Genomic DNA, 13809 nt, shown 5'->3' on the forward strand with positions numbered 1-13809 from the left:
CTCCGCCCACAGGAGCGCCCGCGCCCCCGTATACCTCATCAATTTCATTAATGATTAGTATACAACGTGGTATTTAAGAAGACGCTAGTTTAGCTTAACTGCCCCAAAATAGCCACCGTTTCCTTATGTGCTTTCTCAACGTCGGGCATCGAACGGCGGGCGGCATCTATATTGCCTGATCGGAGCGCTTCAGTGACGGGCTCCAAAACAGCGAAGTACGATGAGAACGACAGGTTCCCAACTACACCTTTAAGCGTATGGGCAACGCGAAAGCCCTCTTCGGCATCCCCTGCTTCAATCGCTTGGGTAAGCAGGTCGTAGTGCTCGTCGTTCAGGTAGCGGAAAATGAACTTCTCGAACATGGCGGCATTGCCTCCGAAGCGGTCGACTCCGCCACGATAGTCGATGCCATGAGCAATCAACTCGTCGATCTGTGTATCGTCCAGCATGCGGTCTTTCGCCTCCCGTTCGGCCTTCCGTCCCTTACGATCATGCAAGCATCACATCCTTCGCATGGAATATAAAGTATACGGCTCGAACAAAAAAGGGACCCGCAAAGGCCCCTTTTGTTAAGCATTTGTCATTCGCCCGCCAACCGCTTTGAGCGAATCGGCAGGCGTGCAACGCAAAGCTATCCGAAGATCAGCTCGCGCTCCTCGCCCGTCAACGCCGCGCGGGCTTGGTCGCGCAGGTTGTTCACGCCGATGAAGAACTGCCGCATCATGACCACCATGAGGTAACGGCCCTTCGGGGTGAGCGTGAGCTCGTTGTCGTTGTCGGTCGCAAAGGCGCCGGACGCCTTCATGAACGCCATTTCCACGGGAAGGCCGCGCTCGACCGTGCACCCGAAATCGTGCTCGAACTTTTTCTTGTCGAGACGCAGCCCGAAAAGCTGCATCATGAACCGGTAGCGCATCCGATCGTGCTTCGAAAACGTGGTCTTGCCCATGAGCGACATGCGGCCCGATTCGATAGCCTTGTTGTACTCGTTGACCGAGAACGTGTTCACGTACAGCGATTCGCCCAGATACGTGATGCCGCCGCTGCCGATTGCCGGGTATTCCTCGTAATCGACCACATACTCGTCGATCATGACGTCTTCGCCCGACTCTGCAACCTCGGCCTTATTGAACGTCCATGCGCTGCCGTGCTTGAACAGCGGATCCGGACCACCGGCCAAGAGCTCGTCGATGATCTTGTAGAATCGCTGCTCGCGCTGGTAATCCACCTTGCCGACCGTTTTAGCGAGCGAGCGGGCCACCGACGGCGAGGCCATCAGCGGGTAGAACGTGGTCTGGCTCGTGCCGCTTTCCACCACGCGCTCGATATCGCTGATGAGGACATCCTCCGTCTGCGCAGGGAAGTTGAAGATCATGTCCACGTTGAGCGAGGTGAAGTACGGGCTCGCTTCGCGGATGCGCTCGAGGATCTCCTGGCCGCACCCGTACTTGTCGTAGCGATCCATCTGCTTCAGCAGTCCGTCGTCGAAGCTCTGCACGCCCACCGACAACCGCTGCACCCGGCCCTGCAGCTTATCGAGGTAGGACGGGATGAGGTGGTTCGGGTTCGTTTCGCTCGAAACCTCCTTGATGGAGAAGGTCTCCTTCGCGAGGTCGATCGTATCGCACAGCTCGTCGATCATGATGGTGGGAGTGCCGCCGCCCACGTACAGGCTCTCGAAATCGTAACCGAGATCCTTGAGCATGAGCATTTCCTTGCGCATGTTCTCGAAGTACGGCACCGCGCGGTCCTCGTTGAAGGGGAAGCGGTTGAAGGAGCAGTACGGGCAGAGTCGCTCGCAGAACGGCACGTGCATGTAGAGCATGTAGGCCTGCCCCGGGGTAGGAGCGGGAACAAACGCGTCCTCGGTCGGCTCAAGTTTAAGGTAGCTTTTCGTGCATTGGCCTACAACGGCGGAAAGCATTCGTTCGGATAGCATACCGGCTACTCCCAAGCTCCGCGGCCCGATGCGGCGCGCTTGCCGATGTCGGTGCGGTACTGCTTGCCTTCGAAATTGATGAGGTCGACGGCATCGTAGGCAAGTTCGCGCGCATCGTCGAAATCATCGCCCAAGGCCACCACGTTGAGCACGCGACCCCCTGCCGTAATGAGCTCGCCGTCGTTGTTGAGCGCGGTTCCCGCGTGGAACACCGTGACGCCCTTGAGATCCTCGGCCTCGTCGATGCCGAGGATGACCTTGCCCTTTTCGTACGAGCCCGGATACCCCTCGCTCGCAAGCACCACGCACACGGCCCAGGCATCCGACCAAACGAGATCGATGTCTTCCGAGCGACCCTGCGCAACCGCGTACATGATCTCGACAAGATCGTTTTCGAGACGGGGAAGCACCACCTGCGTCTCGGGATCGCCGAAGCGCGCGTTGAACTCGAGGACTTTGGGGCCCTCGGGGGTCAGCATGAATCCGCCGTACAGCACACCGCGATAATCGTGCTCGAACGGTTCCCGGGCCGTCGCCGCGGCGGCGACCTGCATGATGCTCTGCATCTCGGCAAGCTCTTCGTCGGTCACGATCGGCACCGGCGAGTACACGCCCATGCCGCCCGTGTTCGGGCCGCGATCGCCGTCGAACGCGCGCTTGTGATCCTGCGCGGTGGTCATGCAGAACGCTTTGCCGTTCGTGACGAACGCGAGAAGCGAGCATTCGGGGCCGGTCAGGCACTCTTCGATGAGCACGGTGGATCCCGCCTCGCCGAACTCGCCGTCGAAGCAGCTGCGAACCGCATCCTCGGCAACCTCTTCGGTCTCTGCGACGAAAACGCCCTTGCCAGCCGCCAATCCATCGGCCTTCACCACAATAGGAGCGCCGAGCTCTTCGATGTAAGCGAGTGCGGGCTCGAGCTCGGTGAAGCTCGCATAGCGCGCAGTGGGAATGCCGTTTTCATCCATGAACTGCTTGCTGTAGGTTTTGCTGCCCTCGAGGCGCGCGCCTTGCGCATCGGGGCCGAACACGGCAACACCCGCTTCGCGCAACACGTCGGCCACGCCCGCCACGAGTGGCGCTTCGGGGCCGATCACCACAAGATCGATATCGTGATCGCGAGAAAAGCCGAGCACGGCAGCTCCCGAGTTGACATCGAGGGTGGCTATGTTTTCGGCAATTTGAGCAGTACCCCCATTGCCGGGAGCCACGAACAGCTCATCGCAATTCGGTGATTTCGCAAGCGCCCAGGTAATCGCATGCTCGCGACCGCCGCTTCCCAAAACCAAGATGTTCACTGCTTGTCCTTTCCTCTTGTTCTATACGAACAAATGTTTCACGTGAAACACATCGATCTCTGCTCTGCGCCGTACCATCTTTGCCCAGGTGGACGGCGCCTGAAACGCTTGGCTGCGCGAGACCGCGCAAACCTGCCGCAGCTTCGGTTTACTTGACGCTCTGCCATCCGCGCAGAATGGTCTGGTCGCGATCGGGGCCGACGGCGATAATCGAAATCGGCACACCGGTGATCTCCTCGAGGTACTCGACATACGCCTGCGCGTTTTCCGGCAGCTCCTCGAACGTCTTGCACCCGGTGATATCGACACCCTTCCAACCGGGAAGCTCTTTGTAGATGGGCTTGGCATGGAAGAGCACGCTCTGCTGCATGGGGAAGTAATCGTAGGTCTTGCCCTCGCACTCGTAGGCAACGCATACCTTGATGGTCTCGAACGCGGAGAGCACGTCGAGCTTGGTGAGCGCAACGTCGGTGAGACCGTTTACCTCGGCTGCATAGCGTCCGATGACCGCATCGAACCACCCGCAGCGGCGCTTACGACCGGTGGTTACACCGAACTCGCCACCAACCTGGCAGAACGTCTCGCCGACTTCAGCCTCTTCGGGGGCGCCGCCATCCTCGGCGTAGCGCTGCTCGGTCGGGAAGGGGCCGCCGCCCACGCGGGTGACGTAAGCCTTCTGGATGCCGAGCACCTTGTCGATGGCCGTGGGTCCCACACCGCTTCCCGTAGCCGCGCCGCCAGCGCAGCACGACGAAGACGTCACGTAAGGATACGTTCCGTGGTCTATATCGAGAAGCGTTCCCTGAGCACCCTCGAACAGGATGTTCTTGCCCTCGCGCAGCGCATCGTTCAAAAGCTGCGCCGATTCGGTCATATGGGGTTTGAGGATACGTGCGTAGGGAAGGTACTCTTCGCAGATCTCCTCAACCGTGTAGGTGGGCATGCCGTAGATCTTCTCGAGCACGGGATTCTTCTGGGCAAGCGCCGTTTCCACCTTAAGGCGGAAGATCTTCTCGTCGAGCAGATCCTGGATGCGGATGCCCTTGCGGGCGGCTTTATCCTGATAACACGGCCCGATGCCGCGCTTGGTGGTTCCGATCCTGTTCTCTCCGAGGCGCTTCTCATCGGCGCCGTCGAAATCTTTGTGGTACGGCATGATGACGTGCGCATCGCAGGAGATGAGCAGCCGCGCGCACGAGATGCCCTCGGCTTCGAGCATGGCCATTTCCTTCACGAGCACGCCGGGATCGATTACGACGCCGTTGCCGATGACCGGCACCGCGTTCTCGTACATGATCCCCGACGGAATGAGGTGCAGCGCAAGCTTGCGATCGCCGTGAATGACGGTGTGCCCCGCGTTGTTCCCCCCTTGGTAACGGACGACATAATCGTAATCGCTCGAAATCATGTCGGTGATTTTGCCTTTTCCTTCGTCGCCCCACTGGGCGCCGACGAGAACCGTACTGGGCATGTCGTTCGTTCCTTTCCCTGGCCGCGCGAACGGGGTCTTTCCCGAACGTCGGCGGCCGCGCATATGCGAGCCCTCGCTCGCCTTACCTCAGCAAATTCCGATTATAACAATCTATGGGGTGATTTCCGTAGCCAATGGGGTCGAATGGAGTATTCCACATTCCTTGTGCATAGGCTTTTTATGAATGAGCTGCGCCTTACGACGCTGACGACTGTTCGCTCGTCTGCCGTCAAACCGCCGCATCGATTAAATCGATCACTTCTTGTCGCGAATGCACGCCGAGCTTGCGATAAATCGTTGCCGTATGGGTGTGGACCGTACTGGTTGAGATATAAAGCACTTCGGATGTTTTCCGCATGCTGTAGCCAAGCGAAATGCAGAAAAGTATCTCCTTCTCTCGCTGCGTCAAGCCAAAGCGATTCCCTATCTGATCGCAAACATCGCTCCTGTCAAGCCCCCGGTCTTCATCGGCCTGGCTCGGCGAAAACGTTATCTTCGCAATGCTCCCGTTGACGAACATGACGCAAACGAACACGAGGCAGAGAATGAGGCAGAAGCCGAGGATCAAGGCGTAACCCACCGCATATTCGCCTATCAATGCAAGCACGGTCGGAGCAAACTGAGCGAGGATGAACCTGACGGCATTGACTACCAGAGACGGCAAAAAGAGCGCCGCGATGTAGCAAATCCCGAAAACAGGAATGGGGTTCAGATCCTCTTGATAAACAATGACCATGAATATGACGAAGAACATGATTTTCGTCATCCGTCGGAAAAGGTACATGACCTCAAAACAAAAATTCGTCTGCACCGCCAAAACGAATACGGCCATGAAGAAGCTTAAGAATATGACTGCCAGAAACCCGAGGCAGGCGTGCCAGAACATTTTGTTTTTGAAAAAGGGGGTCTTTCCCGATTGCACGGCTATCAGGGCAAGCATAAGGCACAAAACGAACGGCAAAGCGTACGTAAGAGGAGACTCGCTGGTAATTACGTGATACCCCGGCACGAATATTTCAACGTAAGAAATCAGATTGATAGTGAGCACAAGCATCGCCAAGGGGACGAGCCATGCCTTTCGCTCCGTTCGGCGATCCCCCTCTTCAAAAAGGTTTTCCGTCGAAACGCCGACCGCCAAATCTCCCCTTACCTTCGCGTAGGCGGCATAGCACACGCTCGACAGCCCCAGGCTCGCAATGGGAATAACGGCCCGGTATTCGCTGTTGTTCAGATTGCTGGGAGCGGCAACGTAGGCGAGCGCCATCGCGACAAGCATAAGCACGACAACCGTATTGAGTCTTTGCGAAAACATCAGCTCCCGTATCTCGACGATCCACGAGAAGAAAACGACAACGAAGCAAGCTGCGAAGACAACAAGGCACGCTGCGCATACGGCTACCGAGAACGGTTGCCCCAAAAGGCCCGCAATCGAGTGAATGAAGAAGAGGCACAACGAACCAACAAGGCCTGAGCCGAGCACGGCATAGCGATGTCGCGCAACGCGTACGAACCTCTTTCTCAGAACGGAGGCGAGAACGACCAAGCCGATCAACACCGCGAGAAAGAAGCAGTAGGCAAGAACTCCGTCGACGTAATCAACGATACCGAAGTACGACTCTTTGAAAAAAGCCTTGGCAACGTAAATCCATCCGAAGAGAAACCCGAAGATCAGCAAAGAACCCGAGCGCCACTCAAGCGATGAGCGCACGGCACGTTCGTCATCGACACCCATCAAATCAGGCGCGCTTTGCCCGTTTTTACCCTTAGAAGAGGCCACTATAACCTCCGACCAATCGTCGCAACTCATTTCCCCAATGCCAACATCATCCCACCGAGTTCGAGGATCGCAACCCGCATTCTAGCATGGCCGCCCCCGGACCCCGACAGCAGACCCGATCGACAATGCATCCGAAATCAGCCGACTAGGCGAAACTCTAAATTTAGACACTTTTTGTCGAGCTAAACAGACAGGTGTTGACCCCGTTTTCGATCAATTTCGACCATCCTTGTCGAAGACGGAAGCGCCTCCGCTTAATACGATGGCAGAGCATTGCGGGGCAATCCGCTAAGGCAAGCGCAGGAAAGGCACCGGGAGGCGCCGTCGAAAAGAAAAGGGGACCACATATGATAAAAGAGAGCATCTCGTCGCGCAGCACGGTGAGCAGGCGCACGTTTTTGGCAGGGGCGGGAGCAGCAGCTGGAATAGCGGCACTCGCCGGCATTACCGGCTGCGCACCGTCAACGACCGCCGAGAAAGCAAGCGAAAGCGGCCAGACAGCCGACTCCTATGTTTACGCTAAAAAACAGTCAGACGTGTCCGATAGGGAGCAGCTTTCAACCGACGTCTTGGTTGTCGGCGGCGGTGGCGCAGGCATATGCGCCGCGATCAGCGCAGCAGAAAACGGGGCGCAGGTTATTCTGGCAGAAAAACTCAGTCAGCTCGGCGGCGCAACTATCCTATCGGGGGGAGCAATTCCCGTCGTGGGAACCAAGCAGCAAACCGAAGCCGAGGTAGAAGACAGCATCTTCGCCATGGCAACCGACATTCTGCGCCCCACCAACTACACGGTCCGCGCCGATCTCGTATACACCGTAGCAGAACGCGCAAAAGAGCTTATCGAATGGACGGAACAGAAAGGGGTCGTCTGGACCCTTGACGAAAGGGGGCGCTTCGGGCAAACCGCACGTCGTATGCACATAGCCGAAGGCACTGGCGATGGACTCGTCAACACGCTTATCGAACATATGACAGCGCAAGAATCGATCACCCAGATGCTTTCTTTCGAAATAGAGGGCCTCGTTCTCGACGATTCCAATGCCGTTGCCGGCGCATACGGAACGCATGACGGGAAAAAATACGCAGTTACCGCGAAGAACACGGTACTCGCCACGAGCGGGTTCGCCAACAATCCCGATATGATCGCACAGTATTGCCCCGAAACAGCCGATGCGGTAAAGGTCGTTGCACTCGGCGCAACAGGCGAAGGAATAAAATGGGCGGAAGAGCTCGGTGTAGAGCTTCAATGCATGGGTGCTTACCAAGGGCATGCGTTTCGCGGAGTCGATAGCAATACGACCGCAGGCCATCAGGCTCTCGCTACCAACGGTGCCATCATCGTCAATGCCAATGGCGAGCGGTTTGTCAACGAATACGGCGGCTACTCGGATCTCTCCCCTCACGTGCTCGCCCAGCCAGACCACATCGGCTACATCTGCTTCACCGATATACAGGCATCGAAAAGCAAGGAGTTCGCAGATAGGCAGTCAGCGGGCTACGTTGCGACAGGCGCTACCGCAGCCGAGCTTGCGGAAGCACTCGGGATCGACGCCGTCGCCCTCGAAAAGACATTCGACGCATACAAGGCGGGCATCGAGAAGGGCGAAGATGCTTTCAATAAGTCCAACCTGCCCGAGAATTTCGACGGCCCGTATTATGCGATGAAGATCACCGGCGAAATACGCCATACGCAAGGGGGCATGCCGACCGATGTTGCCGGGCATGTCGTCCGCCCCGACGACACCCTTATACCGGGCCTGTATGCCGCAGGAGGCTGCACCGAAGGATTCTCCTGCCGCGCCGGATCGGTGTACTCAAGCGGAAACGGATTGATACAGGCGCTTCTCTTCGGAATGATCGCAGGCAGGAACGCCGCAGCCGAGGACAGAACGACAGCGCAGATCGCCGTCTGGGAAAACGGCGAGAGCGGCAAATAGGGCTGTTCGAAAGAAATAGCCGCAAGCACCATAACGGATACACTGCGATCTCCAGATATACCGTGAAAAGCGGCCGCCTACCCCGTTGCGGCGGAAGGCGGCCGCTTAGCTTTGCATAAAACGCCCCACGGGTTCGCGTCGACCGACGCTATAGCTCGACCAGGTTCAACCCCAGATCGGCGCTTTTCATGAGCTCTACGATCTCCTCGTGGCAGGTAAAGAGAATGACCTGCCTGCGCGCAGATAGCTCTTTGAGCGCCACGACCGCACCGTGCCGACGTTCCTCATCGAAGTTCACGAGTATGTCGTCGGCCATGATGGGTATAGCGCGCCCTACGTTTTCCGCCGTCATCAGAAGTGCGATGCGCAGGCTCAAATACAGCTGCTGGCATGTGCCGAGCGATAGATGGATCGGCTCGCGCACCGTTTTCACCCGGTCGATCACCTGGAGCTTGCCTTCTTCGCTCATGCGAACCTGCACCCAAGCACCCGCCGTCATCAGCGAGAGCAGGCGGCTCGCCTGCCGATACACCTCGGGCTGGCTCTTGCTTTCCCATGCGGTGATGGCGGCTTCAAGCATGTGCTTGGCGAGCAGCAGCCGAGCGAGGTCTTCCCCGCTTTCCGCAAGGCGCGTGGTCACCTGCTGGTATTCGAGCTTGAGTTCGTCGAAGCGCTTCTGGCGCTTCGCGTGCGCGAGCTCTTGCTTGAGCTCCCCGTACCGACGGTTAACGTTCTCGCTCGTCTCGATGAGTCCCGATCGCTGATGGGACTTCTGCTCGATGAGCGTTGCGATTTCGGATAGGGGCGTATCGAGCGCTATTCCAAGGCGGCTGTACAAAGCGTTTTTCTGCCTCTGAATATCCGCAAGGCGGTCTTCGATGGCGGATAGCTGCGCCACGAGCGCCTGCTGTCTTTGCACGAACAAGCTCGATGCCGCCCGGGCGTCTTTGGCTTCGTCAAGCAACGCGCGAGCACGACGAAGCGACCCCTGGGCGGCACCGAGCCCCGCACGATCGAGAAACGTCGTGGTTTGTGTCATCTGCACTGACAGCTCGCCTTCGCACGTTTCGAGCTTCTTCTTATCCTGCAGCATCACCCATTGGGCATCCTGCTTTCGCTGCGTAAGCGCCTCTTCGGTTTTCGAAGGCCTGAACAGCATGACGAGCGCCGCACCCGCCAAAAACAGCGCGAACACGACGAGGATGATGCCGAGCGCCGTAAACGAGAGGCTCGTTATCTCGCGACCGTGCATGAATACCGGCACGCCCGCGATAACGAACAATACGGGAAGCGCCACCGAAAGGGCGATCTGCACGTGGCGCTGCCTGCGCGCCCGGCCTTCGAGCTCCTGCAGATCGGGCGCCTCGAGCAGCGCTTCGTAGTTCGATTTGGAATCGGTGTAGTTCTCCTTGGCAAGATCGACACTGTGCTGACACTTGCTTCGCTCCTCGACGAGCAGATCGATGCGATCACGCAGTGCATGCTCGTCAGCGGGAGCGATCGAGGCGAGGGAGGGATCGAGGGCCCGTTCATGCAGGCGATGCTCGGCAACGAGGGCCTGCTCCTCCTCGAGCAACGCCTCGCGCTTGTCGATGCTGCGCGTCAATTCTTCTTCGAGCCGCTCGAGGCTCGCCTTCCCCGCCGACAATGCTTCGATTTCCGCGTTGAGCTTTTGCAGCGAGGCGATGAGGGCCTCGCGCTGCGGGGCCAGCTCGTGGAACTCTTTGTCCTGGTGCTTGAAGCGCTCGGCCTCATCGCCCGCCTGGGCGATCTGAGCCCGCAACTCATCCTGGCGCGCAGTCAGCTGCGTGATGGAGTGGTCGAGCCCCGAAGCGCGCGACGTGTACTCGCCGATTCTGCTCTGGATTTCTGCGAGGGCCTGAGCGGGCGAAGCACCGGTGCCCGATCCGGCCGTGAGCAGCTTGGCCGTTACGTCCGTGGTATTCCGAAGACTGCGCAACTCGTCGCTCGTAAGCGCGAACATGGTCTGGAACGTCTCTTTATCGATGTCGTCGAGGATATCTGCAGCGCCCTGCAGGCCGTCGATGTTCTTGATGCGGGTCAGCTCGATTTCCTCGTCGGTCGCCTCGTCGGTAAAGAAAAGGGATCCGGCACGATCGGCGTTGCTCGGCTTGTACGTGTTTTTCGCACCGCGCGCATCTTCCCAGCCGAACAGCACGCCAGCGAAAAATGCATTGAGCGTCGTCTTGCCCGCCTCGTTTTTGCCATGGACCACGTTGAGATGCGGCGCGAACGGGCCGATCACGCGATTTGAAAACGAACCGAAGCTCACAATTTTCATGCGGCTGAGATACAAGCCCCTTGCAGGACTCGTATCGACCGTCGTCTTCTTGCGGCTGGGGCCTTCCATCTCATTGTCCGTCATCGTGCCTCGCTCTGCCCGAGCAAATCGAGTACGAGGTTCTCTGCTTCGCCAGCGAGCTTACCGAGCGAACGCTCGACGCTCCTCGATACCGTCAGGTTCTTCTTCAGGAATTCGTCCTGCAGATAGGCGAGCGTTTCTTCCTCGTTCTCCCTCTGAGAGCAGGCAACCTGTAAAAGCACCGCAGGAAACAGGCCTTCGCCTGCAAGCGCCTCTTTGTCGAGAGGAAGTTCGGTGCGATCGATAAGCGCATCGCAGAAGAAGAACGCGTAGGAATCGTTGATGTTCTTTCGCAGATCGGCCAGCACCGAGGGTGCTTCGAGGAACTTATGCAGCTGCGTTTTGCCCGTCAGCTCGATGCGCACGCACATTTCCTCGCAATGAGAATTCCCGTTTTCGCGAAACAGTTCGCGCATGATTTTTTCGCTTACCTCGGCGATGCTTGCGCAGTCCGCAACATCGACGTGCATCCGCTGCCACACAACGCTGGCCGTCGGAATAAACTCGAGCTGGTTCGGCGCGTTCTCGGTCAGCGTGACTTTGAAAACGCCGCGCTCGCCGGTTTCGTTGATATCGCGTCCCTGGATGCAACCCGAAAATACGAGCCGGGGGTTGTCGTCGGGAAACGTATAGCGCTTGTGGATATGCCCTAACGCCCAGTAGTCCATGCCCGTGCGCATGAGCGCGGAAGGATCGGTGGGCGCCTTGGTGTGGTCGAGGTTGAGGCCGGTATGCAGAACGCCGACAGCGAACGGGGCATCAGCAGCGCCCGTTGCCTCTTCGGCTGCCGAACGGTTCACCCCCTCGGCGATATCCTGATCGAAAGGCCAAGTCTGGTTGTAGTAGCCACGGCCTCCCAACAGCACGAGCGGCTCGCCGTCGCGCTCGAAGGTTTCGAAGCTCGGTTTGTCCGCCGAAAACATGAAGGTGTTCGGCGGGAACGCGAAAAAGTCCTGCTTCCATGAAGTGAACGGATCGTGGTTGCCCGTACAGAGGTATACGGGGATGCCAGCTTCGTCGAGCCTGCGCAGCCCTTGGAAGAAATGGAGGTAGTCGCCATACGATGCGCGCGCCGAATCGAAGATATCGCCCGCCATCACGACGAAATCGACGCCGTTCTCGAGAGCCGCCTCGATAACGCGATCGTAGCTTTCGGGAATGGCGGTCAGCAGGCGATCGGCCCACGCATCGGACAGGGCTCGCAAGCCCCGAAACGGAGCGCCCAGATGCAGGTCCGCCGCATGGATAAATGTAACGCGTTTAGGCATGTATGCAGTGTACCGCGAAACGCGATGCTTCGCTGCTACGCGTAGCCGGCCGCGCGCGAATCGTCGACAAAGTTCATGAATTTCGTAAACTCGGGGTTGAACGCCAGCGGAATATCGCGCGTAGGACCGTTGCGGTGCTTCGCAACGATGAGTTCGGCGGTACCGAGATCGGGGCGATCGTCGCTTTCCGCTTCGATCTCGTCCATGCTTCGATCGATGAACGCAACGATGTCGGCGTCCTGCTCGATCGAGCCCGATTCGCGAAGGTCGGAAAGCATCGGACGTTTTTTCCCACGCATTTCAACGGCACGAGAAAGCTGCGAGAGTGCCACGACGGGCATGTCCATCTCTTTTGCGAGAACCTTCAGACCACGGGAGATCTCACCGACCTCGACGGCGCGGTTGCCGTCGCGACGCGTTTGGGGCGGCTGCATGAGCTGGAGGTAGTCGACGACGATCATACCCTGTTTCTTATCGCGCAACTCGCGCCGCGCCTTCGCGCGCAGCTCGAGGATGGAAAGCGCCGGGGTGTCGTCGATGTACAGATCGAGGTTCGCAAGGGTGCCGCACGCATCGGCGATGGCCGCCCAGTCGCTTTCCTGCAACTGGCCGCTGCGCACCCTCGACAGGCTGACGCGCGCTTCCGAGCACAGAATTCTCTGCACGAGCTGGGAGGCGCTCATTTCGAGCGAGAGGAAGGCAACCGTGGTTCCCTCTTTCGCCGAATTGACTGCGAGGTTGAGCGCGAACGACGTCTTGCCGACGCCGGGTCGAGCCGCAAGGATAACGAGGTCGCCGCCCCTAAAACCGTGGAACAGATCGTCGACGTCTTTGAAGCCCGAGGGAACGCCGGCCATATGGTTTTGCCGAGCCGCCAGTTCCGATATCTCCTCGAACGCATCGTTGAGGAGCGTGTCCATTTTTTGGAATGCGGAAGAAACGCGCTTCTCCGTAACCTTGAACAGCGTCTTCTCGGCTTCTTCAACCACTACGTCAAGATCGTCGGGAGCATCGTAGGCAAGCGCGTTTATCTCGGCCGACGCATAGATGAGCTCCCGGAGGATGGCCGTACGCTTCACGATTTCGGCATGGTTGTGCCAGTTGGTCAAAGCGAACGTGTTGTCGCCCAGCTCGACAAGATACGCCTTCCCGCCGATCGCTTCGAGCTGGCCCGAAGCGTTGAGGTTATCGGCCAACGATATCTGGTCGATGGGAATATGACGCACGTACAGATCGAGGATCGCCTCGAAGATGCGCTGGTGGGCGGGACGGAAGAAGTTATCGGGATTCAGCTTCGTCGCGATTTCCTCTACCGCTTCTTGATTAAGCATGCAGGCAGCCAGAACCGATTTCTCTGCTTCGATGTTTTGAGGCAAAGACTTGCGTTTTTGCTCGACGCTCGTCTCTTCCGGTGCAAAATCCGGATTATGGTAAGAGCCAGGTCCTCTGTCCGGCATACCCGTCCTTTCGCTTTCTTGTCAGCTGGTCGAGATTAGTATACTACACTATAAAAACCGCAGTTCAACTGTGTATTTTGGCGATTTTTCCCAATGGTTTTCGTTATCCACAACGCCGCATGTCCAGGCAGCTTTCCCACCTGCCGCAAAAGAGGTTTTCCACATTTTCCACTACGGAACCGTGTGGATAAAGCTCATGTAGAGAATCCAGGTATTCTCGACATGAACCCCAGCCGCAACGGCATTGGCTGCAAGATAAGCCGTACCCTGCCGAACCCC

Annotated in this window: 9 protein-coding genes; 1 reads left to right on the plus strand and 8 read right to left on the minus strand. The window is 58.1% G+C overall.

The genetic code is table 11. The features are described from left to right. Window positions 1-89: 89 nt before the first annotated feature. The 5 genes from MWL89_RS16075 to MWL89_RS16095 form a co-directional block, all read right to left on the minus strand. Complete coding sequence (locus MWL89_RS16075) at window positions 90-449, minus strand: Hpt domain-containing protein (RefSeq protein ID WP_219724330.1); 360 nt, start codon at window positions 447-449, stop codon at window positions 90-92. 182 nt (window positions 450-631) lie between these two features. Continuing rightward, entirely contained in the window at window positions 632-1939 is a 1308-nt protein-coding gene (locus MWL89_RS16080; RefSeq protein WP_244387401.1) for a coproporphyrinogen III oxidase family protein, read from the minus strand. Window positions 1940-1944: 5 nt separating this feature from the next. Continuing rightward, the gene (gene purD, locus MWL89_RS16085) at window positions 1945-3237 is read right to left on the minus strand and encodes a phosphoribosylamine--glycine ligase (RefSeq protein ID WP_244387402.1); all 1293 of its coding nucleotides are present in this window, start codon (window positions 3235-3237) and stop codon (window positions 1945-1947) included. 148 nt (window positions 3238-3385) lie between these two features. After that, window positions 3386-4708: an adenylosuccinate synthase gene (locus MWL89_RS16090; protein WP_102380321.1), complete on the minus strand. Its 1323-nt coding sequence runs from the start codon at window positions 4706-4708 to the stop codon at window positions 3386-3388. Between the two features lie 229 nt (window positions 4709-4937). Then, window positions 4938-6485 (minus strand): helix-turn-helix transcriptional regulator, encoded by a 1548-nt coding sequence (locus tag MWL89_RS16095; protein WP_244387403.1) that lies wholly within the window; start codon window positions 6483-6485, stop codon window positions 4938-4940. Window positions 6486-6832: 347 nt separating this feature from the next. On the opposite strand from MWL89_RS16095, the gene MWL89_RS16100 reads away from it, so the two are divergent. Next, window positions 6833-8422 carry an FAD-dependent oxidoreductase gene (locus tag MWL89_RS16100; protein ID WP_244387404.1) on the plus strand — a complete coding sequence of 530 codons (1590 nt, stop codon included), beginning with the start codon at window positions 6833-6835 and terminating at the stop codon, window positions 8420-8422. Between the two features lie 148 nt (window positions 8423-8570). Here the strand turns inward: MWL89_RS16100 and MWL89_RS16105 are convergent, their stop codons facing one another. Genes MWL89_RS16105 through dnaB form a run of 3 tightly spaced genes read right to left on the minus strand, consistent with a single transcriptional unit; the run spans window position 8571 to window position 13530 of the window. Next, window positions 8571-10808 carry an ATP-binding protein gene (locus tag MWL89_RS16105; RefSeq protein WP_244387405.1) on the minus strand — a complete coding sequence of 746 codons (2238 nt, stop codon included), beginning with the start codon at window positions 10806-10808 and terminating at the stop codon, window positions 8571-8573. Beyond that, on the minus strand, window positions 10805-12073 hold the full coding sequence (locus MWL89_RS16110; RefSeq protein ID WP_244387406.1) for a metallophosphoesterase family protein: 1269 nt from the start codon (window positions 12071-12073) through the stop codon (window positions 10805-10807). Before MWL89_RS16110 ends, MWL89_RS16105 begins: the two co-directional genes overlap by 4 nt. 35 nt (window positions 12074-12108) lie before the next feature. Next, complete coding sequence (gene dnaB, locus MWL89_RS16115; protein WP_102380326.1) at window positions 12109-13530, minus strand: replicative DNA helicase; 1422 nt, start codon at window positions 13528-13530, stop codon at window positions 12109-12111. Window positions 13531-13809: the final 279 nt, after the last annotated feature.

This window comes from Raoultibacter timonensis (assembly GCF_022845715.1).
Taxonomy (GTDB): domain Bacteria; phylum Actinomycetota; class Coriobacteriia; order Coriobacteriales; family Eggerthellaceae; genus Raoultibacter; species Raoultibacter timonensis.